This is a genomic window from Pseudomonas sp. UC 17F4, assembly GCF_900101695.1.
GTDB lineage: Bacteria > Pseudomonadota > Gammaproteobacteria > Pseudomonadales > Pseudomonadaceae > Aquipseudomonas.
This window is the reverse complement of the sequence record NZ_FNKV01000001.1, coordinates 4,785,922-4,809,237: the sequence shown is the minus strand read 5'-3', so window position 1 is coordinate 4,809,237 and position 23,316 is coordinate 4,785,922. Positions and strand designations below refer to the sequence as shown.

Annotated in this window: 14 protein-coding genes and 1 other RNA gene; 10 read left to right on the top strand and 5 right to left on the bottom strand. The window is 62.1% G+C overall.

The window, feature by feature from the left end; all coding sequences use genetic code 11:
- Positions 1-172: 172 nt before the first annotated feature.
- From BLR26_RS21810 to BLR26_RS21780, 7 genes are all read left to right on the top strand, one after another.
- Positions 173-832: a GntR family transcriptional regulator gene (locus BLR26_RS21810; RefSeq protein WP_045200438.1), complete on the top strand. Its 660-nt coding sequence runs from the start codon at positions 173-175 to the stop codon at positions 830-832.
- Between the two features lie 2 nt (positions 833-834).
- A complete protein-coding gene (gene smc, locus BLR26_RS21805) occupies positions 835-4,323 on the top strand; it encodes a chromosome segregation protein SMC (RefSeq protein WP_093385473.1) in 3,489 nt (1,162 codons plus the stop codon).
- 204 nt (positions 4,324-4,527) lie between these two features.
- Positions 4,528-5,397, top strand: a complete 870-nt coding sequence (gene zipA / locus BLR26_RS21800; RefSeq protein ID WP_093385470.1) for a cell division protein ZipA — start codon at positions 4,528-4,530, stop codon at positions 5,395-5,397.
- Between the two features lie 80 nt (positions 5,398-5,477).
- Complete coding sequence (ligA, locus tag BLR26_RS21795; protein WP_093385466.1) at positions 5,478-7,832, top strand: NAD-dependent DNA ligase LigA; 2,355 nt, start codon at positions 5,478-5,480, stop codon at positions 7,830-7,832.
- 60 nt (positions 7,833-7,892) lie between these two features.
- Positions 7,893-9,065, top strand: a complete 1,173-nt coding sequence (locus tag BLR26_RS21790) for a zinc-binding metallopeptidase family protein (protein WP_093385461.1) — start codon at positions 7,893-7,895, stop codon at positions 9,063-9,065.
- A 116-nt stretch (positions 9,066-9,181) separates the two neighbouring features.
- Positions 9,182-9,278, top strand: an RNA gene (gene ffs, locus BLR26_RS21785) — signal recognition particle sRNA small type.
- A gap of 362 nt (positions 9,279-9,640) precedes the next feature.
- The gene (locus BLR26_RS21780) at positions 9,641-13,927 is read left to right on the top strand and encodes a dermonecrotic toxin domain-containing protein (RefSeq protein ID WP_176794285.1); all 4,287 of its coding nucleotides are present in this window, start codon (positions 9,641-9,643) and stop codon (positions 13,925-13,927) included.
- Positions 13,928-13,931: 4 nt separating this feature from the next.
- On the opposite strand, the gene BLR26_RS21775 is transcribed toward BLR26_RS21780, so the two are convergent.
- Entirely contained in the window at positions 13,932-14,705 is a 774-nt protein-coding gene (locus BLR26_RS21775; protein ID WP_093385454.1) for a substrate-binding periplasmic protein, read from the bottom strand.
- 117 nt (positions 14,706-14,822) lie between these two features.
- Between BLR26_RS21775 and dnaX the strand changes: the two genes are divergently transcribed.
- Both dnaX and BLR26_RS21765 read left to right on the top strand, forming a co-directional pair.
- Positions 14,823-16,820: a DNA polymerase III subunit gamma/tau gene (gene dnaX, locus BLR26_RS21770; protein WP_093385450.1), complete on the top strand. Its 1,998-nt coding sequence runs from the start codon at positions 14,823-14,825 to the stop codon at positions 16,818-16,820.
- Between the two features lie 69 nt (positions 16,821-16,889).
- Positions 16,890-17,216, top strand: coding sequence for a YbaB/EbfC family nucleoid-associated protein (locus BLR26_RS21765; RefSeq protein ID WP_010226011.1), 327 nt, complete (start codon positions 16,890-16,892; stop codon positions 17,214-17,216).
- A gap of 50 nt (positions 17,217-17,266) precedes the next feature.
- Here the strand turns inward: BLR26_RS21765 and BLR26_RS21760 are convergent, their stop codons facing one another.
- From BLR26_RS21760 to BLR26_RS21745, 4 genes are all read right to left on the bottom strand, one after another.
- A complete protein-coding gene (locus tag BLR26_RS21760; RefSeq protein ID WP_176794284.1) occupies positions 17,267-18,118 on the bottom strand; it encodes a fimbrial protein in 852 nt (283 codons plus the stop codon).
- Between the two features lie 158 nt (positions 18,119-18,276).
- Complete coding sequence (locus tag BLR26_RS21755; RefSeq protein ID WP_093385443.1) at positions 18,277-20,745, bottom strand: fimbria/pilus outer membrane usher protein; 2,469 nt, start codon at positions 20,743-20,745, stop codon at positions 18,277-18,279.
- A 185-nt stretch (positions 20,746-20,930) separates the two neighbouring features.
- Positions 20,931-21,677, bottom strand: coding sequence for a fimbria/pilus periplasmic chaperone (locus BLR26_RS21750; protein ID WP_176794283.1), 747 nt, complete (start codon positions 21,675-21,677; stop codon positions 20,931-20,933).
- Positions 21,678-21,736: 59 nt separating this feature from the next.
- A complete protein-coding gene (locus tag BLR26_RS21745; protein ID WP_045200457.1) occupies positions 21,737-22,282 on the bottom strand; it encodes a fimbrial protein in 546 nt (181 codons plus the stop codon).
- A 365-nt stretch (positions 22,283-22,647) separates the two neighbouring features.
- Here BLR26_RS21745 and recR point away from each other — a divergent pair, with 365 nt between their 5' ends.
- On the top strand, positions 22,648-23,250 hold the full coding sequence (recR, locus tag BLR26_RS21740; RefSeq protein ID WP_045200459.1) for a recombination mediator RecR: 603 nt from the start codon (positions 22,648-22,650) through the stop codon (positions 23,248-23,250).
- Positions 23,251-23,316 lie beyond the last annotated feature (66 nt).

The window sequence follows — 23,316 nt, the reverse complement described above, 5'->3', positions numbered from 1 at the left end:
TGGCGCTTCCGCCCTTTCACAGGTGCTCTGTTATGAGCATAGTTGGCCCTGCGTGATCCGAATCTTTTGCGCCAATCGTGCCAACTTCTGCTGCATGGCCACTGCGCGGCGCGGGGGCAAGTGCGCTACAATTCGGCGCTTGTGCACAGTTCAATGATTTTGAAGGAAAACCATGACGTTCAAGGCGCCGGACAGCCTCTCCGAGCAAATTGCCCATTATCTGGCCGAGCGGATCATCCGCGGCGAGCTCAAGCCCGCCGAGCGGATCCAGGAGCAGAAGGTCACCCAGGCATTGAATGTCAGCCGTGGCTCGGTGCGCGAGGCGCTGTTGATCCTCGAACGCCGCCACCTGGTGACCATCCTGCCGCGCCGTGGCGCCCATGTGACCGAGCTCAATGAGCACAATGTGCGCAGCCTGTGCACGCTGATGGGCGAGCTGTACAACCTGCTCGGCAACGCCGTGGCCCTTAACTGGCGCAACGATGGCGATTTGCATCCGTTCCTCAAGATCCAGCAGCGCCTGACCGGCGCGTTCGAGCGCCAGGACATCCGCGCCTTCGTCGATGAAAGCTTCGCGGTGATGCGCGCCGCCTATCCGTTTGCCAACAATCCGTACCTGCAGGAAACCGTCGAGAACCTGCAGCCGGCCATGAGTCGTACCTATTACCTGGCGCTGGACCAGCGCAAGGCCAACATGAACGACTTCCTGGTGTTGTTCGCCAACCTGCTCGAAGCCGTGGTGGCCCGAGACCAGGTGCGTATCCGCACGGTATTGGCCGAGTACTGCCAGCGCAGCTGCGAGCTGGTGCTGGCGGCGCTGGCGACTGCCTGAGCATGCGCTTAAAGTGCATTCGCCTGGCCGGGTTCAAGTCGTTCGTCGACCCGACCACGGTCAACTTCCCCAGCAACATGGCAGCGGTGGTCGGGCCCAATGGCTGCGGCAAGTCCAACATCATCGACGCGGTGCGCTGGGTGATGGGCGAAAGCTCGGCGAAAAACCTGCGCGGCGAGTCGATGACCGACGTCATCTTCAATGGCTCGACCAGCCGCAAGCCAGTGAGCCAGGCCAGTATCGAACTGGTCTTCGACAACTCCGACAGTACCCTGGTCGGTGAGTACGCGGCGTATGCGGAAATCTCCATTCGCCGCAAGGTGACCCGCGACGGGCAGAACACCTACTACCTCAATGGCGCCAAATGCCGGCGCCGGGACATTACCGATATCTTCCTCGGCACCGGCCTGGGCCCGCGCAGCTATTCGATCATCGAGCAGGGGATGATCTCCAAGCTGATCGAAGCCAAGCCCGAGGACCTGCGCAATTTCATCGAAGAAGCGGCGGGCATCTCCAAGTACAAGGAGCGCCGGCGCGAGACCGAGAACCGCATCCGCCGTACCCACGAGAACCTCGAACGCCTGACCGACCTGCGCGAAGAGCTCGAGCGCCAGCTCGAACGTCTGCATCGCCAGGCCCAGGCGGCCGAAAAGTACAAGGAATACAAGGCCGAGGAACGCCAGCTCAAGGCGCAACTGGCAGCCCTGCGCTGGCAGGCCCTGAACGATCAGGTCGGCCAGCGCGAAGCGGTGATTGGCGATCAGGAAGTGGCCTTCGAAGCGCTGGTGGCCGAGCAGCGCAATGCCGATGCCAGCATCGAGCGCCTGCGTGATGGCCATCACGAGCTGTCCGAGCGCTTCAACCTGGTGCAGGGGCGTTTCTATTCGGTTGGCGGCGATATCGCCCGGGTCGAGCAGAGCATCCAGCACGGCCAGCAGCGCTTGCGCCAGTTGCAGGATGACTTCAAGGAAGCCGAGCGCGCGCGCCTCGAAACCGAGTCGCACCTGGGCCACGACCGCACGATGCTCGCCACCCTGGGCGAAGAGCTGCAGATGCTCGAACCCGAGCAGGAGCTGACCCTGGCCGCCGCCGAAGAGGCCGCCGCCACCCTGGAAGACGCCGAAACCACCATGCACGGCTGGCAGGAGCAGTGGGACAGCTTCAACACCCGCTCGGCCGAACCGCGGCGCCAGGCCGAAGTGCAGCAGGCGCGTATCCAGCAGCTGGAAACCAGCCTCGAGCGCTTGGCCGAGCGCCAGCGCAAGCTTGGCGAAGAGCGCGACCAGCTCAGCGCCGACCCGGAAGACGCGGCAATCCTCGAACTGGGCGAGCAGGTGGCCAGCAGTGAATTGCTGCTCGAAGAACTACAGCTAGAAGAGCTGCAGGTCGTCGAGCAGCTAGAAACCCTGCGCGAACAACTGCAGCAGGCGGTGCAGGCCCAGCAGCAAGCCCAGGGCGAATTGCAGCGCCTGGGCGGCCGCCTGGCTTCGCTCGAAGCCTTGCAGCAGGCGGCGCTCGACCCCGGCAGCGGTACCGCGCAATGGCTGCGCGAGCAGGGCCTGGAGCAGCGTCCGCGCCTGGCTGAAGGCCTGCGCGTCGAGCCGGGTTGGGAGCTGGCGGTGGAAACCGTGCTCGGCGCCGACCTGCAGGCGGTAGTGGTCGAAGACTTCAATGGCCTGGACCTCAGTGCCTTCGATCAGGGCGAGTTGCGCCTGCTCGCCAGCCGCGGCGAAGGCGTGCGTATTCCCGGCAGCCTGCTCGACAAGGTCGAGGGGCGCATCGATCTGGCGCCCTGGCTCGGCCAGGTCAAACCGGTGGAGAGCCTCGATCAGGCCCTGGCCTTGCGCGCTCAGCTGGCAGACGGGCAAAGCCTGATCAGCCGTGACGGCTACTGGGTTGGCCGGCACTTTTTGCGTGTCAGCCGCGCCAGCGACGCCCAGGGTGGCGTACTCGCCCGTGGGCAGGAACTGGAGCGCCTGGGCCAAGAACTGCAAGAGCATGAAGCGGCGCTGGAGCTACTGGAAACCAGATTGCAGGAACTGCGCGAGCAGCAGCAAGAACTGGAAGAGCGCCGCGAGCAGTTGCGTCGCAGCGCCCAGGACCAAGCGCGCCAGCAAAGCGAGCTCAACGCCAGGCTCTCGGCCGGCAAGGCCCGCGCCGAGCAGTTGAGCCTGCGCCGCCGGCGTCTGGAAGAAGAGCTCGCCGAGCTGCTTGAACAACGCAGCATCGAGCACGAAAACCTCGGTGAGTCGCGCCTGCAGCTGCAGGAAGCCCTCGACCTGATGGCCCAGGACACCGAACAGCGCGAACTGTTGCTGGCCCAACGCGACAGCCTGCGCGAGCGCCTCGACCGGGTGCGCCAGGAAGCCCGCCAGCACAAGGACCACGGCCACCAGCTGGCCGTGCGCCTGGGGTCGCTGCGCGCCCAGCACGATTCCACCCGCCAGGCCCTGGAGCGGCTGGAGCTGCAGTCCGAGCGCCTGAGCGAAAAACGCGAACAGCTGACCCTGAACCTGGAGGAGGGCGAGGCACCGCTCGAAGAGCTGCGCCTCAAGCTTGAAGAGCTGCTGGAAAAACGCATGAGCGTCGACGACGAGATGCGTCAGGCGCGCCTGCACATGGACGAAGCCGACCGCGAGCTGCGTGATGCCGAAAAACGCCGCACCCAGGCCGAACAGCAATCGCAGTTGCTGCGTGGCCAGCTCGAGCAGCACCGCCTGGAGTGGCAAGGGCTGAGCGTGCGGCGCAAGACCTTGCAGGAGCAACTGCTCGCCGACGGTTACGACCTCGACGGGGTGCTGGCGACCCTGGGCGAGCAGGCCAGCGAGCAGGAAGCCGAACAGGAGCTCGAACGCATCGATGCGCGTATCCAGCGCCTGGGTGCGATCAACCTGGCGGCCATCGACGAGTACCAGCAGCAGTCCGAACGCAAGCGCTACCTGGATGCCCAGGACGCCGATCTGGTCGAAGCCCTGGACACCCTCGAGAACGTCATTCGCAAGATCGACAAGGAAACCCGCAACCGCTTCAAAGATACCTTTGATCAGATAAATGCCGGATTACAGGCACTTTTCCCAAAAGTTTTCGGTGGTGGCAGCGCTTACCTGGAACTGACGGGCGAAGATCTACTCGATACAGGGGTGACGATCATGGCGCGGCCACCGGGCAAGAAGAACAGCACCATCCACCTGCTCTCGGGCGGTGAGAAAGCGCTGACCGCCCTGGCCCTGGTATTTGCCATTTTCAAGTTGAACCCGGCACCGTTCTGCATGCTCGATGAAGTCGATGCGCCACTGGACGATGCCAACGTCGGGCGTTACGCCCGGCTGGTGAAAGAGATGAGCCAGACGGTGCAGTTCATCTACATCACCCACAACAAGATTGCCATGGAGATGGCCGATCAACTGATGGGCGTGACCATGCATGAACCGGGGTGTTCACGGCTGGTGGCGGTGGATGTGGAGGAGGCGATGGCCATGGTCGACGCCTGATTTGAAGCAATAACGCGTGAACCTGCGGTAAATGGCCCTGTCAGTTGCGACAGACGGTGTAAAGTTATCTTTGGTCGTGCTAGCTTAATGTCACTTATTTTTTTGCGTGGGTAAAACGCCTGTCAGAACATAGAGTTGGCGCCACGTTTTAAAGGGGTTTAAACCCTTTATTTTTCAGCATTTTTTACAGAGGCACGGGATTACATGGAAATCGGTCTGCGCGAGTGGCTGATCGTCATCGGCATTATTGTCATTGCCGGTATTCTTTTCGACGGCTGGCGCCGCATGCGCGGCGGCAAGGGCAAGTTGAAATTCCGTCTGGACCGCAGCTTTTCCAACCTGCCGGACGATGACAGCTCCCCTGAAGTGATCGGTGAGCCGCGTGTGCTCGACAACCACAAAGAGCCAGCGCTGGACGAACACGATCTGCCGTCGATGAGTGCCGGGCGTGAGCGTGAGCGTGAACCCAAGGTCGGCAAGAGCAAGCGCAACAAGCGCGGCAGCGAGCCTCAGCAGGGCGACCTGAACCTGGCCGCCGAACCGCGTGAGCCGGACCTGTTTGGCAATGCCAACGACGACTTCCCGGATGAAAGCCCGAAAACCAGCGGCTACGGTTCCGCGCCGGACAAAGACCTGCCGCCGGTTGAAGAAGTACTGGTGATCAGTGTGATTTCCCGCGATGAAGGCGGCTTCAAGGGCCCGGCATTGCTGCAGAACATTCTTGAAAGCGGCCTGCGCTTTGGTGAAATGGATATCTTCCACCGTCACGAAAGCATGGCCGGTAATGGCGAAGTACTCTTCTCGATGGCCAACGCGGTCAAGCCCGGTGTGTTCGACCTCGACGACATCGATCACTTCAGCACTCGCGCGGTGAGCTTCTTCCTCGGCCTGCCAGGCCCGCGTCACCCCAAGCAGGCCTTCGACGTGATGGTGGCGGCAGCGCGCAAGCTGGCCCACGAACTCAATGGCGAGCTCAAGGATGACCAGCGCAGCGTGATGACCGCGCAGACCATCGAGCACTACCGCCAGCGCATTGTCGAGTTCGAGCGCCGCGCGCTGACCCAGAAGCGCTAGTAGGAGCGGGCTTGCCCCGCGATAAGAAACACGCAAGAGCAGCCAAGGCTGCTCTTTTGCTTTGCAAGAGACGACACACCATGACCGCCGAATTCCGAATCCTTGAACTGCGCGCCGAGCTCGACCAGCACAACTATCGCTACTATGTGCTGGATGAGCCGAGCGTGCCAGACGCCGAATACGATCGCCTGTTCAATGAACTCAAGGCCCTGGAAGCTGAACACCCGGAGCTGGTGACCGCTGACTCGCCGACCCAGCGTGTCGGTGGCTCGGCGCTTTCGGCGTTCAGCCAAGTGCGTCACGAAGTGCCGATGCTCAGCCTGGGCAACGCCTTTGAAGAAACCGACCTGCGCGAATTCGACCGCCGCGTGGTCGAGGGCCTGGACCTGCCGGCCGGTGACCTGCTGGGTGATGGCGCCGCCGTCGATTACAGCTGCGAACCCAAGCTCGACGGCCTGGCGGTCAGCCTGCTGTACCGCGACGGGCAACTGGTGCAGGGCGCCACCCGTGGCGATGGCACCACCGGCGAAGACATCAGCGTTAACGTGCGCACCGTGCGCAACATTCCGCTCAAGCTGCAGGGTGAGGGCTGGCCGACGGTGCTGGAAGTGCGCGGCGAGGTGTTCATGTCCAAGGCCGGTTTCGAGCGCTTGAACCAGGCGCAGATCGACGCCGGCGGCAAGACCTTCGCCAACCCGCGCAACGCTGCCGCCGGCAGCCTGCGCCAGCTTGATTCGAAAATCACCGCCAGCCGCCCGCTGGAGTTCTGCTGCTACGGCGTCGGACAGGTCTCGGCGCCGATTGCCGACACCCATATCGGCACCCTGGAGCAGCTCAAGGCCTGGGGCATGCCGATCAGCCGCGAGCTGCGCCATGCCGCTGGCGTTGCCGAGTGCCTGGAGTACTACCGCGATATCGGCGCCCGGCGCAACGAGCTGCCTTACGAGATCGACGGCGTGGTGTTCAAGGTCAACAGCCTGGCTTCCCAGCGCGAGCTGGGCTTCCGTGCCCGTGAACCACGCTGGGCGATTGCCCACAAGTTCCCGGCCATGGAAGAGCTGACCGAAGTGCTGGATGTCGAGTTCCAGGTCGGCCGTACTGGCGCGGTAACTCCCGTGGCCCGGCTCAAGCCGGTCAAGGTGGCGGGTGTGACGGTGTCCAATGCCACCTTGCACAACATGGACGAAGTGGCGCGCCTGGGGTTGATGATCGGCGACACGGTGATCATCCGCCGCGCCGGCGATGTGATCCCGCAGGTCATGCAGGTGGTCACCGAGCGTCGCCCTGAAGACGCCCGTCCGGTGCACATTCCTACCGCGTGCCCGGTGTGCGGCTCGCAAGTCGAGCGCACCCAGCTGGTCAAGCGCAGCAAGGGCAAGGAGACCGTCAGCGAGGGCGCCGTGTACCGTTGCGTCGGCCGCCTGGCCTGCGCTGCGCAGCTCAAGCAGGCGATCATCCACTATGTATCGCGGCGGGCCATGGACATCGAAGGCCTGGGCGAGAAGAGCGTCGAGCAACTGGTGGATGAAGGCCTGATCCGTTCGCCAGCCGACCTCTACCAGCTGACGTTCGAGCAGATTGTCGACCTCGAGGGCTTTGCCGAACTGTCGAGCAAGAACTTGCTGGCGGCGATCGAGGCGAGCAAGCAGCCGGGCCTCGCGCGTTTCATCTATGCACTGGGCATCCCGGACGTGGGCGAGGAGACCGCCAAGGTCCTGGCGCGCTCGCTGGGTTCGTTGCAGCGGGTCATGGCGGCGTTGCCGCAAGTGCTGACCTACCTGCCGGATATCGGCCTGGAAGTCGCCCACGAGATCCACAGCTTTTTCGAAGACCAACACAACCGCACAGTGATCGCCCAGTTGCTTGAGCGCGGCCTGCAATTGCAGGATGAAGGCGAGCTGGGCGCCGAATTCGCTGCGAGTACCACCTTGGCCGGGCTGATTGCCAAACTGGATATTCCCTCGGTCGGGCCCACCGGTGCCGAGAAGCTGGTGGCCAAGCTCGACAGCCTGGAGAAGATCATCGCCGCCGATGGCATCGACCTGCGCCAGGCCCTGGCGGCCAAGCCGGCTGAAGCGGTGCGCGCGTTCTTCCAGGTGCCTGAGAATGCCGCCCTGGCCCTGGCTATCGAAGCGCAACTGCGCGACTTCGGCATGCACTGGTCGAGCGAGAAGAAAGTCGCCGAAGGCTTGCCTCTGGCCGGCCAGACCTGGGTGCTGACCGGTTCGCTGGAGCGCATGAGCCGCGACGTGGCCAAGGACAAGCTGGAAAGCCTGGGGGCCAAGGTTGCGGGCTCGGTCTCGGCCAAGACCCACTGCGTGGTCGCCGGCCCCGGCGCCGGCTCGAAGCTGGCCAAGGCCAATGAGCTGGGCCTGAAGGTGCTGGATGAAGATGCTTTTGTCAGCTTCCTGGCCGGGCAGGGTATCGAGGTCTAAAGGCGGCACTGGTGGCGTTCGCCATGGTCTAGTCTTGGCAGGCAGCCAGGAGGGATCGCCATGTACCGTTTTTTCGAACAGCTGGGCGCCAGGATCGCGGCGCCCTTCGTCAGCCAGCAGCAGCGTCCGGATCGGGTCTGGCAATGCCGGTGTGGGCAGTCGGTGTTCTTTCGCAACAGCCAGTGCCTGGCCTGCCAGTCGGCACTGGGCTACTGGCCGCTCAGTAACCGTGTCGCCAGCCTGTCGCCCGGCCCTGCAGAGGGGCTCTGGCTGCTCGATGGCGAGCCTGAAGCCGGGCCGCTGCGTCGCTGTGCCAACCTTGACACCCCGGCGGCCTGCAACTGGCTGCTGGCCGAGCATGAGCCCGACAACCTGTGCCTGGCCTGTCGCCTGAACCGCACCATCCCCGACCTTGGCATTGCTGAAAATCACCCGCGCTGGCGCAAGCTGGAAACCGCCAAGCGCCGGCTGACCGCGCAGCTGTTGCACCTGGGCTTGCCGGTGGAGCCGAAAAGCGCGCAGGACGGCCCGGGCCTGGCCTTTGATTTCATCGGCGTCGATCTTGAGGGCAACGCGCCCATCACCGGCCATGCCAATGGCCTGATTACTCTCGACGTGCGCGAGGCCGATGATGACTGGCGCGAGCGGGTGCGCGTGCAACTGCACGAACCCTATCGCACCCTGCTGGGCCACCTGCGTCATGAAGTCGGTCACTACTATTGGGATCGTCTGATTGCCGACAGCCATTGGCTCGACGGCTTTCGTGACCTGTTCGGTGACGAGCGCGAAAGCTACAGCGAGGCGCTGGAACGTCACTATCAGCAAGGGGCGCCAAGTGATTGGGCGGCTGCTCACGTCAGTGCCTATGCGACCATGCACCCCTGGGAAGACTGGGCTGAAACCTGGGCACACTACCTGCACATGACCGATGCGCTCGACACCGCGCTGGCACTGGGCATGAATGCCAGCAGCCTGGAGCTGGACTTCCCGCCGTTCACGCGTGAGGACCTCTATCGCCCGGACGACCCCGGGGCAAAGGAGTTTCTCGCCTTTATCAATGCCTGGGTCGAGCTGTCAGCAATGCTCAATGAGCTGTCGCGCAGCATGGGCCAGGTGGATCTCTATCCGTTCGTGCTGGGCAAAGCGGTGGTTGCCAAGCTGCACTTTATCCACCTGCGGGTCACCCAGCCAACGTCACCGATAGCCGACCAAGCGGGTGCTGCGCTCCCGTGAAGCAATGCCAAGTCATTGAGTGGTGATGGTTTTTTTAAATTTAGTGGTTGTATCTTGAGTTGATGCCGGTACAATGGCGCGGCTCGTAGCCAGATGAGCATGCGTTATGGTGACCCCATCGGTCCCCCCGCAACGATTACCCGTGAACCTGGTCAGATCCGGAAGGAAGCAGCCACAGCGGGAACATTGTGTGCCGGGGTGTGGCTGGTGGGGTCGCCACCCATCTTGCCTGTTGGCGCTCTGCATCACCTCCTCTCTAAGATTTTTCCAAAACGCTGGCGCAACAACCTACGTTGCCGTTTTTCGCGCGCGTGCGATAACCCTGTAGTGCCGTGGCTGCTCGACAGCCCCGTAGTGTCTGTGGTTTTGGACCTACAGGGAGAGTATTCATGTCAGCCCCCGAGCAAGTACCTTCAGCGGCCACATCACCTGCGGATTTTTCCGCCGCCAGTCTCAATCTCGAATTCCTTCGCCAACAGCTACCTGCCTGGTTGCGTTCTGCTGCGCCAGCACTGTTGGCAAAGCTGAGTGTCTGCATGCGTGCCTGCGAGGCCAGTCGGGCGGCGCGGGCCCGCTTGCTGGCGCCGCTGCAGTCGGTTCAGGTGTTTGCCCAGGCGCGATTCGACGAGGCGTTGCGTCGACGCTTCGGTTCGAGACTAAAGCCCACGGGTGATCGTTTGATTCGCGTCAATCGGCTCCTTGGCGCCTGGCAACCCCCTGGCCTGGATTGGCTATGGAAGCGTAACTATAGCGAGCAGGGATTGCTGCAAGCGGCCTTGCACAATTTCACTGCCGCTGAGCAGCAGAGTGATAGCGCCCTGGTCAGGATGTCATCCTTTCGCCATGCCGGTAGGCGAGTGCAGGGCGTCAGTGTTTTGGATTTCGTCAGGTTCTGCCGCGAACTGGATCTGGGTGGGCAGTATCAAAAACACATTGACTCGGTGTTCGATCCCGATGGCGTTGTCGGCATTCCCCAGTCGACCCGTGAGCTGTTCCGGGAGTGTGACCGTTACGCCTTGCAGGTCGATGCTCATGTGGCGCTGATGCGCGGGGCAATCAGCGCGCCAATGTACAAGCAAGTGCTTGAAATCAGTGAACTCAAGACCGGGATCCGGGAGCAGGGCGTGCCGCTACGGCTCAAACGGCTGAAGCTGGCGGGGATCGAACTGCGTGGGGTCAGTGTTTTCGAGTTCAGTTTTCAGCCGCTGGGGCATCTGGCCGCGATTCAGCGGTCCTGGGTCCGCTTGCTGGTGCACATCCCCCAGGACCCGTTTTCACCCCTCAAGGAGTACGCCGGTTGGGATGAGTTCGAGCAGGACCTGGCCGGCAAGCTGTCCCGGGACAGCTACCGGCAGTTCTTTATGCGTTTGGCATTGCGTCGTCAATGGCCGGCGCTTCATACGCAGCTGCAAAACCGGCTGTTTGAACAGCGCAATGGCCAGCGAGTGGTGCTGTCCAGTCCGTCCTTGGCGCTGGATGCCATCCTGCGGCCGGAGCCGCTGTTCGAGGACTTGTTCAATCAGTGCCTGGAGCAGCTTCAGGATGATGCCCGTTTCATCGCGGTGCCCACCGCAACGCTGGATGCCAGCGAACGCCAGGCCGCGCTGGACAATGCGTTGGAAATTGGCCTGGATGTGCTGGGTCTGGCGGCCTTTGTGGTGCCAGGTGTAGGTGAGGTGCTGTTCGGGGTGGTGGCCAGCCAATTGATGAAAGAGGTGTTCACCGGGCTGGATGATTGGGCTGAAGGTGATCGTCATGAGGCGTTCAATTGCCTTACCCATGTTGTTGGCGAAGTGGCCGGGCTGGCGGCCGGGGCAGTCGTTGTCGGCACGGCGGCAACGCTGGTACGCAACTCGGCACTGTTCAAGGCGCTGGCCCTGGTGAGAAAGGATAATGGCGCGCTACGTCTTTGCTTGCCTGACCTGAAGCCCTATGCCCTTGACCTGGACTCGACGATTGCCGGGACGGCGTCCGAGCAAGGTATTTACCAGATCGGTGAACAACAGGTTGTGCGCATCGAGGACAGTTTCTATCGCGTCGAGCAAGACGCCGAGACGGGGAGCTGGCGCATTCGCCATCCCGTGCGCAGTGGCGCTTGGGCGCCGGTGCTGGAACACAATGGCAAGGGCGCCTGGCGCAGCCGCTTTGACAGTCCACACCGCTGGCAAGGCAGTCAGTACCTGTTTCGTCGACTGGGCCCCAGTGTTGAAGATCTCGGCGATGAGGAGGTAACTTCGGTACTCGCCGTCAGTGGTGCCGATGAAGCACAGTTGCGTCAATTGCATCTGCATCGGCGTCCACCCAGCGGGGCTCTTGTGGATGCCTGCGAGCGGGCGCGGCTGCAGCGGCGCTTGCAGCGTTTTAGCCAGCAGTTGCAAAACCCGGCAGCCGTAGCCGATGAAAGTTTGCTGATGCGCGCGTTGCAACTGATGTCTTCTTCGGCGGATGAGCCGGCGCCGCAAGGGCAAGTGCAGGAGTGGCTCAAGGCAAACTGGCGGCGATTTTTCGAGCACTGCCTGGCCGCCGAGCGGCCACCTGTATCGTCCCTGGTGGCGCGTGATTTCCCTGGCCTGGAGCCGGCCATGGTCGAGGAAATCGAAGCCAGTGCCACCAGCGCTGAGCGCTTGCGCATGGCTGACAGCCGTCGTGTGCCCCTGCGGCTGGCCAGGCAGGCGCGGCAAGCCTTGGGTGAGACACGGCTGGCGCATGCGCTGGAGGGGTTTTTCTGGCCGCAAATGGCCAACACTGATTGTGACCGGCTGCTGCTGCATATGCTGATGCAGGACCCGCGCTGGCCTGCGGCGCTGGAACTCGGTATCGAAGGGGTCTGTCCTGCGGTGCAAGGCCCGACCCTGATCCGCCGAGGCGACCTGTACATCGACGGTCAACGGCCTGAAGCTGCGCCTCGCGACCTGCTTGAGCTGGCGTGGGAACTGGCCGGGCTGGACGTTGCAGAAGATCTGCCGGCCTTGCGCCGTCAGCTTGGCGTACAGGCCGGTGCACAGCGGGCCATGGTTGGACGCGTATTTGGGGGCGTACATGAGCGGTGGTGGACGCCGCTTCAGCGTTTTGCCGATGGTCGCCTGGGCTATGCCCTGAGTGGGGGCGGGGCACGGCTCCCGGTGTCACCCCGTTCCATTGAAGAAGAAATCCTTGAGCTTTACCCTGACTATTCAGCTGAAGAGATCGCCGCTTACCTTGAGCCCTATCGTGCTCGACCCGCCGAGGCCCGCGCGCTGTTGCAGCGCCGTCGCGAAGAGTTGCAAGGGCTGCAATCCGGGCTGCGGCGCTGGCAAGGTGCTTCAGTGGACAGTGAGCAGGCGCTCGGTCGCCAGCAATTCAGCGAGCGCCTGGTCCAGGCCTGGCGTCACCAGTCGTTGAGCATACGCACGCCATTAGGGCGAACCCTGGGTTATCGCCTGGATCTGGGAGGCCTGATGGTTGGCGAATTGCCCGAGTTGCAGGCGGTGGACCTGCATCATGTGCTGGAGCTGGATATGGCAGGCATGAACCTGGCGGCCGTGTCGGCGGATTTTCTCGCCCACTTTGGCCGTCTTCGTTATCTGGATCTTTCCGGTAATGAGCTGGCCCTGATTCCGCCAGCAATCGAAAATCGCCTGAGCTTGCAAAACCTGCGCCTGAGCAACAACCGGATTGTGCTTGATGCCCGCGATGCCGCGAGAATAGGTGATCTTTTGAATCTGGACAGCCTCCACCTGGAGGGCAACCCTCTGGGCATCCCGCCCGATGTGAGCAGGCTGCCCCAGCTACGTATCCTGACCTTGAACAATACCGAGATCACCCGCGTGCCGGAAAGCCTGCACGATCGCTCAAGGCTGGAGTGGGTCGACCTGAGCGACAACCAGATCAGCCAGTTGCCCGAACACTTCCTTGAAGAACCACGCAGTTTTTTGCGCATGATCGAGCTGGAAGGTAATGCATTGACCGACGAGCAGTATCGACGGCTACGTCGGCTACAGGCGCCGCCGACGCCTGTGCGGTTGCCGGGCGGTGATGCCGCACAACAATTCTGGACTGCTCCGGCGTCTGCCAACCGCCAGCTTGTCGAGTATTGGCAGCGACTGCGCAACGAGCCCCAGGCCGGCGATTTGATGACAGTCCTGGAGCGCTTGGCCCAGACCGTCGAAGCGCAGGAGCAGTCAGAGTCGATGCGCACACGGGTCGCGGGGATCTTGCATTACGCCGTCGAAGGGCCGATGGCCGAAGACCTGTTGCGCTTTGCCGGTGATCCGCAACAGAGCATAGGTCATCCGTTGCTGGCGTTTGAGAATCTGGAAAGCAGGGTTCAAGGGCATCGCGCCTTGCTGTATGCCTTGCAGGAGCACGGGCCGCGACAACTGCTGGATTTCGCCCGGGCCTCCTTCAATCGTGAGGAGTTGCGGCGCTTTGTGATCGATCAGGTGCTGCTGGAGCCCGAACTGTTTGCGCGCAGAGACGAGTTGCAGTTGCTTTACCAACAAGAGCTGTACGGGCGGCTTGCGTTGCCGGGCGATGCCCGGGATCTGATCCTCACCGATCTTGCCCTTTCAACCGCGCAGCTCGACGCGGCGCTGGCCCATGTGCAAGGGGCGCAGGTACAGGCGCGCTTGCCGCGCTTCATGACCAGGCAACCGAACTGGGTCGAGTACCTGCATCAGCGGCATGCCTCGGCGTGGCTTGAACTGGATACCCGCTTCAATCAGCTCAGCGCTGCGCAACGGTTACGCGAGGCCAGCCTGCCCGAGGCCGAACGTTTGCAGCTTGAACGCGGCCGGCAGTTGCAACAGGCGATGGATGAGGCCGCGCTGTTGCTGCGGTTGACCCGCGAAGCGCTGGGCATACCGGCTGCCCCCGGTGGCTGACCGGTCATGAGGGCGGCGGGGAGCTTGATTGGGGCGGTTGTCCACGGATGTGTGTATAGCGCTCGATCATTCGTTCAATCTCCCCGGACGCTTTCAATCGCAGCAAGGCCTGCAGGATGCCTTGTACCGGCAAGGCCGGATCGTTACGCACCAGGCAGGCCAGGGTCTGCTCCTCGACCACAGTCAGCGGGCGCAGTTGCTGCTCAGAAGGGAGTTGCCGGTTGAACCAGTCAAGCGACAGCTGGTTGCTGATGGCATAGTGGTAACGGCGGGCGTGCAACTTGTTCAGCACCAGCAGTTGATTGCGGCTGTCCTCGCGATGCAAATGGCCGCTGGCAAACAGCGGTTCGATGGTCGAGTAGGTGTAGCCGAGCACGGTGCCAATGGCCTGGGGCGCCAATTGCGTGGGCGTCAGCGGCGGTGTCTGGTCGGGTTGACCGACCAGCCAGTCGCGTTGCTGAAAAAGCGGCAGGCTCCACAAATAGGCATCCGAGGTAGTGTTCAGCCAGGACTGGGCAACATAACAGCGCACATCGACATCGCCGTTGTCCATGGCTTGCTGCAGGCGCAGGCGCGGGAGGACGTGAAATTCGGGGTGATGCCCGACGTCGCGGGCAACAGCGAGCATCAGGTCATGCAAAATACCTTCGACCGGCTGCTCCTGCTCCACCCGAATCAGCGGCATGGTCCAGCTCTCGGCCACCGAAAAGCGCAGCACCGGTTGCTGCGCGAAGCTGGCAGAACTGATCAGCAGCAGTGCACCCACGATTCGCCACATGCTGCATCCTCCCTGATGCCGGCCCGCCTGACAGCTTAGCCGAGATCGGCAGGGTGCAATTTTGCCCCCGCTCCGCTACGATTAGCGGTCTTCAGCTTGCAGTCGCGACGGTTTTCGATGAGTTATCAGGTTCTTGCACGTAAATGGCGTCCGCGCTCGTTCCGCGAAATGGTCGGCCAGACCCATGTGCTCAAGGCCTTGATCAACGCGCTGGACAACCAGCGCCTGCACCATGCCTACCTGTTCACCGGTACCCGCGGTGTGGGCAAGACCACCATTGCGCGGATCATCGCCAAGTGCCTTAACTGCGAAACCGGCATCACCTCGACGCCTTGCGGTACCTGCTCGGTGTGCCGGGAGATCGATGAGGGGCGCTTTGTCGACCTGATCGAAATCGACGCCGCCAGTCGCACCAAGGTCGAAGACACCCGCGAGCTGCTCGACAACGTGCAGTACGCACCGAGCCGCGGGCGCTTCAAGGTCTACCTGATCGACGAAGTGCACATGCTCTCCAGCCACTCGTTCAACGCCTTGCTGAAGACGCTGGAAGAGCCGCCGCCCTACGTCAAGTTCATCCTCGCCACCACCGACCCGCAGAAGCTGCCGGCGACCATCCTCTCGCGCTGCCTGCAGTTCTCGCTGAAGAACATGACCCCCGAACGGGTCGTCGAGCACCTGAGCCATGTGCTCGGGGCCGAAAACGTCCCCTTCGAAGACGACGCCCTGTGGCTGCTCGGCCGCGCCGCGGACGGCTCGATGCGCGACGCCATGAGCCTGACCGACCAGGCCATCGCCTTCGGTGAAGGCAAGGTGTTGGCCGCAGATGTGCGGGCGATGCTCGGCACTCTGGATCATGGCCAGGTGTATGGCGTGCTGCAGGCGTTGCTCGAAGGTGATGCCCGGGCCTTGCTCGAAGCCGTTCGCCATTTGGCCGAGCAGGGGCCGGACTGGAACGGCGTGCTCGCCGAAATGCTCAATGTGCTGCACCGCGTGGCCATTGCCCAGGCGCTGCCTGAGGCAGTTGACAACGGCCAGGGCGATCGTGACCGGGTGCTGGCTTTGGCCCAGGCATTGCCGGCCGAAGATGTGCAGTTTTATTACCAGATGGGCCTGATCGGCCGTCGCGACCTGCCATTGGCACCAGATCCGCGTGGCGGCTTTGAAATGGTCCTGCTGCGCATGCTGGCGTTCCGCCCCGCAGACAGCGACGATGCACCGAAACCGGTGCTAAAGCCGGTGGGGATCAGCCAGGCCACAGCTGATTCTGCAAACGCGGTGGCAGTAGCCCCTCAGGCTGCGCCAGTTGCGGTGCCCGTGCCTGTGGTTGCTGAACCGGAACCTGAACCCGTTGCAGAGCCAGAGCCCACCCCTGTCGAGGTCCCAGCGCCTGAGCCGGTGGTCGATCTGCCCTGGAACGATCCTGTCGCCGTCGAGGTCGAGGTCGAGGTCGAGCCTGAACCGCTTGTCGTTGAAGTGCCGCCGGCGCCGGTTCAGCAGGCAACCGCAGTGGATATGCCGATGTCCGACGACGGTATCGGCTACAGCCCGGCCGGCATGGACCGCGACGATGAACCGCCGCTGGACGAAGATTATTACGAGCCGGAAATGGACCCGGCCAGCTACAGTTATCTGGACGAGCTGGCCATCGAGCATGCCCACGAAGTCGACGCGCCACCGGCCGAGCCCTTGCCGGCCGCGCAACCGGCCACGGGGCTGGCGCTGAAATGGCTGGAATTGTTCCCGCAGTTGCCGATTTCCGGGATGACCGGCAATATCGCCGCCAACTGTACGCTGATCAGCGCCGAAGGCGACGACTGGCTGCTGCACCTGGACCCGGCCCACAGCGCCCTGTTTAACAGCACGCAACAGCGGCGCCTGAACGATGCGTTGAACCAGCACCTGGGCCGTACGCTCAAATTGACCATCGAGCTGATTCGCCCGGAGCAGGAAACCCCCGCCCAGGCCGCAGCCCGCAAACGCGCCGAGCGCCAAGGCCTGGCCGAGGCCTCGATCGAGGATGATCCGCTGATCCAGCAGATGATCCAGCAGTTCGGCGCCATGGTCCGCCACGATACGATTGAACCTGTCGACGCCCCGGTTGCCCAGGGCGAGTAACGGAAAAACAGCAGCGGCCCGGGCCCGACCCTCGCCGCACCCCGTAAGCTAATAGTTGAGGTGAACCCCATGATGAAAGGTGGCATGGCCGGCCTGATGAAGCAGGCCCAGCAGATGCAGGAAAAAATGGCCAAGATGCAGGAAGAACTGGCCAACGCCGAAGTGACTGGCCAATCCGGTGCCGGTCTGGTCAGCGTGGTGATGACCGGTCGTCACGACGTCAAGCGCATCAGCCTGGACGACAGCCTGATGCAGGAAGACAAGGAAGTGCTCGAAGACCTGATCGCCGCCGCCGTCAACGACGCGGTGCGCAAGGTCGAAGCCAACAGCCAGGAAAAAATGGGCGGCATGACCGCCGGCATGCAGTTGCCGCCGGGCTTCAAGATGCCGTTCTGAGGCGGTCGCAGCGTAAATAAAAGCCAGGCTATTGCCTGGCTTTTTTCTGCTCAGTCATAACTCATCAGAAATGTCGCCCGGCCTGGCGCGGAGCCTGGGGTTACCCGGGATGCGGTCTGCACATACTGCGCGAGCAGGGGGATGCGATGCGTTACCGGGCCTGCTCCGACCGTACCGCCCGGTTGCCGGGTGCCCAGCACGATCGGGGTGTTGTCGCTACGCAACAAGCGAATGCCGATGCCACGTGCAGTAGCGTGACTGGCCAGGCTGATGATGGAGGTCTGGTTGCCCGGGTTGCTGGCGTCGCTGACGGTATAGCTGACGTTGAGGCGGCTGCCGCTACTGCCGCCGGCACAGTTGAGGCGGATTTCAAGTGGCTGGGGTGCGGTAGCCTTGCCAACAGCGTCGAAGAACCCTGCTGGATGATCCCGCAGGTTAACGGGGATGGTTTTCGAACCGGGGTCGACGGCGCAGGTGGGATCGGCCGAAACAACCTCTACTCGGGTTTGCACCATCGTCAGCCTGGCGGTATTGGCCGGGATATGATGCGGCTCAAAGGTGTGGCTAATGATTGTCTGAGGGAAAAACAGCACCCCACTGGTTACCGGTCCGGTCTTGATCAACTGCAGTCTGTACCAAGGGGTTACGTCGGTAGTGCCGGCAGGATGTCTGGTAGTAGGAACCGGCCAGCGGTAAAAACGACTGGCGCCGGCTTCGGAACCGGTGATCTTGATACCGATACCCTCCAGGTTGGTTTGATGAATGCCCTCACCGATGTGAGTGAAGCCCTGGGTAAAGCCGGCGCGCTGCTCATGGGCGGCTGAGCAACGGTAGGCCATGCGTGTCGCGAACCGGGTGTTGCTGTCATAAATCACCGTGCCGACCGGGTCTGCGGCAGACACCGTCAATCTCGAGTCTACGGTGATGTAAGCCTGGGACGGGCCTGCGCCGATATGCTGGCAGCTGGCGGTACTGATTGCGCAGTGGGCCAGCAGCAACAATCCTGTAGCGCCGGCGAGGCGCGCGGGTAGAGAACAAAACATGGGCAGGTCTCGGCGGGTCAAGGGTGGGCTGGGGGTGCGAGGCAAACGGAGTGAATGTTCTGTGGTGCAGCGTTCGCGGCTTTTTTCGCGGCGGCGGGCAGGGCATAGGTAATTCGGCAGTTGCCTGCCAGGCCGCTGTCCCAGCGCACGATCAACTCACCTGCATCCTGCAGGCCGCGGGCAAACAATTGGCTACCCTGGCCCACCGCGCCCAGCTCGTTACCTTGGCTATCCAGCACTGCGGCGCCAAACGGCAGCGGCTGGCCATCGGCCTGGCGGGCATGGATGACGGCCGAACGTCCGGAGCGGGTCTGGAACACCAGCAACGCAATGGCGCCGGCGCGCGGCACGGTCTGCTGGCTGCTCGATTGCAGCTCGACATCGGTCGACAAGCCCTTGGGGTCAATGGCAACCGTATTGCGTTGGTAAGGCGTAAGGTTCGGGACGACCGCGTAGCCGCTGCTGTCGACTTTCAGCGCGGACGCCGAAATCACCCGAGCGCCATCGGCATCTTTGGCCTGAATCAACCCGAAGGTCTCACTCAAGGGTTGCGACAAGGTCATGCCATCGGCGTGGGCGACAATGGCGCCGCGCAGGCCGAGCGAGGCTTGTGAGGTATGCCGGCCCTGACTGATCGATGCACTGAGTTCGGCGGCAGAGCCGCGGTACAGTACGTTGCTGCTCAGCGTATGGTTGTTCAGGCCATCGGAGCGATCCTGGCTGGCGGTGATGCCATAGTTGACCTGCTGATCGGCACTGAGGGCGTCGGTGAGCGTGGCCTGGGCCCGGCTGTTGCCTCTGCCGTCCCTGGAAATACTGCTGCTGAGGCTACGCGCGCGTTCGCCGCCCAGGGGCAGGGACAAGCTCAGGAAATAGGTGTTGTCGGCGCGCCCGAAGCGGTCACGTTCCCTGGTGCTGCTGAGGGTATAGCCCAGCGTCTTGTAGTGATTGCTGTAGCCGATCGAATAGTTGACGTCGCTGCCGGCATGGTCCCAATAGCTGGATGCCGAGGCACTCAAGTGCAACTGTCCATAGTGCTCGGCCAGCGGTTGCGCCAGCGACAGGGTAGTGCGATTGCGATGACGCTGGTGGCGCTGATCGCCTGCATCGCGCAGGAACTGGCGGCTCAACTGGGCGTCTTCCAGGCCATAAAAGCCGCGGGTCGAGTAGCGATAGGTCGCCAGAGCGATTTGTGTGTCGGTTTCACTCAGGGTCTTGGCATAGCTCAGGCGCAGGCTCTGGCCTTGCTGGCTGCCGAGCCCGGGCAGATGGGTGCGGGCCTGGGTGAGGTCGGCGCCGAACGCACCAAGCTCGGTGTTCAGGCTGCCACCGAACAAGGCCGAGCCATACCCTGATGCCAGGGTCATGCCGCTGTAGGTGCTGACCAGGTTGTTCAGGCCATATTGCCAGGTACCTTCGACAAATACCGGGTCACTGTCCAGTGCCTGGTTACGCAGGGTACCCAGGGTTGCACTGAAGCGGCTGGAGCCGGCACGCAAGGATAACGGAACAGCAGCGTAAGGCACGGAGAAGCTATGTTCGCGGCCGTCGGCCTCGGTTACCGTGACCTCCAGATCGCCACCGTAGCCGGTTGCATACAAATCATCGATTTCGAAGGCGCCTGGCGCCACAGTGGTTTCATGCAGGGTCACGCCGCGTTGGCGGACCACTACCCGGGCATTACTGCTGGCAATCCCGCGGACTACGGGGGCATAGCCGCGCTGCGAGGCGGGGAGCATACGATTGTCGCTGGCCAGGCGTATGCCGGTGAAACTCAATGAGTCGAACAGCTCGCCCGAGGTGTAGCTTTCGCCCAGGGTCAGTTGCGAGCGCCAGGGCGTGATATCGCGTTGGGCATAGCTGGCAATGCTCTGATAGCGGTGCTGGCCCTGGTCGCTCCAGTTCAGTGAACCGTCATGACGCAGGCGCCATGGCCCGATGTTGAGCCCGGCCCCCAAGCCCAGGTAGGTCTGGCGCGAATTATCCTGATTGCGGTGCCGGGTGCTGTAGTTGTTGAGATTGTAATTGAGAAAACCCGCCGTTATGCCCTCATCCCATTGCGCCGGGTCGACTGTTTCACGCGCACTGCGCTTGACCGCGATTTGCGGTACCGACAGGTACAGGCGTTGGCTGGCAAAATCCAGGCGGCTGCTGGCATCGTCAAGTGCGCCGTCCAGGGGGATGCAAGTATCGACGGCAAGCAGCTGCTGTTGCGCCTGCGGGCTGAACTTGCTGGTATCCAGGCCCAGACGCTCCAGCAAAGCGTTGTCGAAACAGGCCAGGGCTTCTTCTTTACCGGGCCAGGCCTTGAAGCTGAGGTTCATGCGCCCGTGCCAGTTATCGTTGACCAGCACATCCACGCTGTAGGTTCCGGGGCTTGTGATGTTGCGCCGCTGATAGCGCGAGAGGTCCACGGGGGAGGTACTACCGTTGCCCAAAAACGCCGGTTCAAACTCGACAAGTGCGGACGAAGGTGTGTCGGCCATGACCGGTACTTGCCAAAGCAACAGGCTGGCCAGGCCAACGGGTAATCGGCTTACTAACGAAGCTGAGCTTTTTCGATGCGAGCGAAAGTGCAATAACATTATCGTCATTTTCAGAAGTGCCAATAGTAAACCTGGGCACGCACGAAAACTTCGAGACCGCCCGGAGTGTCAGATAAGGAGTAAGGCTATGGGCTGGGTGTAGTAGCCGTCACTGCACTTAGGGGCGCGCTATTGTTATGGTCTGCGCCATAATCATTAATGCTGGTAAAGTTGATGGTTGCGCTTGGATTAATAGGTGCCGAAGGGCTGAAGTGTGCGAGCGAATAAGGTGCAATATAGCCGGTGCCCAAGGACGTCGACTGGCCGTTAAATTCGACTTTTATTCCCCCGAGATTGACAAAGTAGGCCGTTGGGTTGCGGCCAACCAGCGTGTGCGGCTTGCCGTCCTGGCCAGGCGCTCGGTGCCAGGTTACCAGGGCGGGTGCGTCCTCGGGCTTGCCTGGCAGGCCTTGTGGGCGGTACAGCAGCTTGATGCGGGTACGAAAGGCCAGTTGCAGGACGTTGCTGTCTTTGGCTTTTGGGGGGACTTCTAACATGTTGAACCAGAAGATTGACTCTCGATCACTGGCCATCGGGCTGCCGGTGTGCAACAGGCGAATACTCTGCCCTTGAGCAGGTTCGATGCGGGCCAGCGCCGGCGTTACGGTAAAGGGGACCTGTAGAGTCTCGGGTGCTGCTCGGGAATCGCCATCGTCTACCCAGACCTGAACCAGGCTGGGGTCTTTGCCATTGTTGAGGAGGTTGACGGTAGCCTCGCGCTCTTGTGCCGCAAAGATGATACGGGTGCCGGTAATTACAACGCTGGCATGCGCGGGTGCGCTGGCCGCCAGTAGCGCGAGGGCAGCCAGCAGGAAGGAAGAAAAGCGAGTCATGAAAGCGATATCCGACCTGATTGGGGGTAGCAGACGCGCAAGGCGCGCCTGCTGGTTCATTACGGCAGATTGATCACGTACTGAACGCGGGAGTTGGCGGCACCCGGGGTGACCGCTGCGGCGGAAGCGTAGTACTGGCTGGTGTAGCGCAGGGTCGCAGCGCCATCTACCAGTTCTACGGGGACAGTGTTTTGGCCACCGCTTACCCCGCCGATAATGATCGGAATGCCCGCCTGGTTGAGCAGTTGGTACTGCACGCCAGTTGCGCTGGTAGGACCGGCATCCATGTTCAGTCGGCCGTTCTGCACATTGGCGCCGCCCAGGAACTCGATGTCCACTTGGCCGCTGGTGCCAGCGACACAGTTGGTCAGGGAGATCTCGAAGGGGCGAGGTTGGGCGATACTGCCGACAGTAGTGAATTCGGTGGTATGCGCCGGGCTCATGGCAACAGTGAAGTTCTGGCCGCCAGGGCCGCCGTTGATGGTGCAAGTGGTGCCCGAGATGCTGCCGGTGAAATCGATCAGGCCATCAGTTGCCTGGGCATTGAGGGTGACGCCAGCCAATAGAGGTAAGGACAGGGCAAGAGCGAAAATGCGTGTGTTCATTTTTTTTCCAAGTGGATTAATTAAGATTGCGCGTTGATAAGTAAAATGAGGTGTTGCATAGACATATTTACTTGCTTTTGAGCGCCAGGAAATTATGCGGATTATTTGTTTGGCTGGATGTAGGAAGAAGGGTGGTGATGGCGGAGGGAACTTAGCCGGGTATTGTAAGATTGGGTGTTTATAGAAAGGAGTGAGGCAGGAAGTGTTAGAAAGGGGGTGGTATGCTTTATGTGATGTAGGCAATATTACTGTTAGCGTGAAAGAAACATTAGCTTCTTACGCGGCTAGTCTTAATGTCTGTAAGATTTGACGTTGCCCAGTCGGGCAGGTATAAACCGCCTTCACTTGCATCAAGGCCTTTTCCCATGAGTTTCAGTCCTCTTATCCGACAGCTGATCGACGCGTTGCGCATCTTGCCTGGCGTCGGACAGAAAACCGCCCAGCGCATGGCCTTGCAGTTACTTGAGCGCGATCGCAGTGGCGGTACCCGGCTGGCCCAGGCCTTGAACCAGGCCATGGAAGGGGTGGGGCATTGCCGCCAGTGCCGGACCCTGACCGAGCAGGAGCTGTGCCCGCAGTGTTCCGACACGCGCCGGGACGACACGTTATTGTGCGTGGTAGAAGGGCCGATGGATGTCTATGCCGTCGAGCAGACCGGCTACCGTGGCCGTTACTTCGTGCTCAAAGGGCATTTGTCGCCGCTTGATGGCCTGGGCCCGGAAGCCATCGGCATTCCGCAACTGATGGCGCGGATCGAGGAGCAGGGCAGCTTCACCGAAGTAATCCTGGCCACCAACCCGACGGTGGAAGGTGAAGCGACCGCCCATTACATCGCCCAGTTGCTGGCCGACAAAGGTCTGGTCGCGTCTCGTATCGCCCACGGTGTGCCATTGGGCGGTGAGCTGGAGCTGGTCGACGGCGGCACCCTGGCGCATTCGTTCGCCGGGCGCAAACCGATCTCGCTGTAACCCTGGGTCTTTAATCGCGGGGCAAGCCCGCTCCCACAGAACCTTAGCCTGTGGGAGCGGGCTTGC

What these genes read in the sequence shown, in the direction of transcription:
- BLR26_RS21755 (WP_093385443.1), bottom strand. Translation starts at nt 20,745, where the DNA reads ATGGCCGACACACCTTCGTCCGCACTTGTCGAGTTTGAACCGGCGTTT.
- BLR26_RS21745 (WP_045200457.1), bottom strand. Translation starts at nt 22,282, where the DNA reads ATGAACACACGCATTTTCGCTCTTGCCCTGTCCTTACCTCTATTGGCT.
- BLR26_RS21810 (WP_045200438.1), top strand. Translation starts at nt 173, where the DNA reads ATGACGTTCAAGGCGCCGGACAGCCTCTCCGAGCAAATTGCCCATTAT.
- recR (WP_045200459.1), top strand. Translation starts at nt 22,648, where the DNA reads ATGAGTTTCAGTCCTCTTATCCGACAGCTGATCGACGCGTTGCGCATC.
- smc (WP_093385473.1), top strand. Translation starts at nt 835, where the DNA reads ATGCGCTTAAAGTGCATTCGCCTGGCCGGGTTCAAGTCGTTCGTCGAC.
- BLR26_RS21750 (WP_176794283.1), bottom strand. Translation starts at nt 21,677, where the DNA reads ATGACTCGCTTTTCTTCCTTCCTGCTGGCTGCCCTCGCGCTACTGGCG.
- BLR26_RS21765 (WP_010226011.1), top strand. Translation starts at nt 16,890, where the DNA reads ATGATGAAAGGTGGCATGGCCGGCCTGATGAAGCAGGCCCAGCAGATG.
- zipA (WP_093385470.1), top strand. Translation starts at nt 4,528, where the DNA reads ATGGAAATCGGTCTGCGCGAGTGGCTGATCGTCATCGGCATTATTGTC.
- BLR26_RS21790 (WP_093385461.1), top strand. Translation starts at nt 7,893, where the DNA reads ATGTACCGTTTTTTCGAACAGCTGGGCGCCAGGATCGCGGCGCCCTTC.
- ligA (WP_093385466.1), top strand. Translation starts at nt 5,478, where the DNA reads ATGACCGCCGAATTCCGAATCCTTGAACTGCGCGCCGAGCTCGACCAG.
- dnaX (WP_093385450.1), top strand. Translation starts at nt 14,823, where the DNA reads ATGAGTTATCAGGTTCTTGCACGTAAATGGCGTCCGCGCTCGTTCCGC.
- BLR26_RS21775 (WP_093385454.1), bottom strand. Translation starts at nt 14,705, where the DNA reads ATGTGGCGAATCGTGGGTGCACTGCTGCTGATCAGTTCTGCCAGCTTC.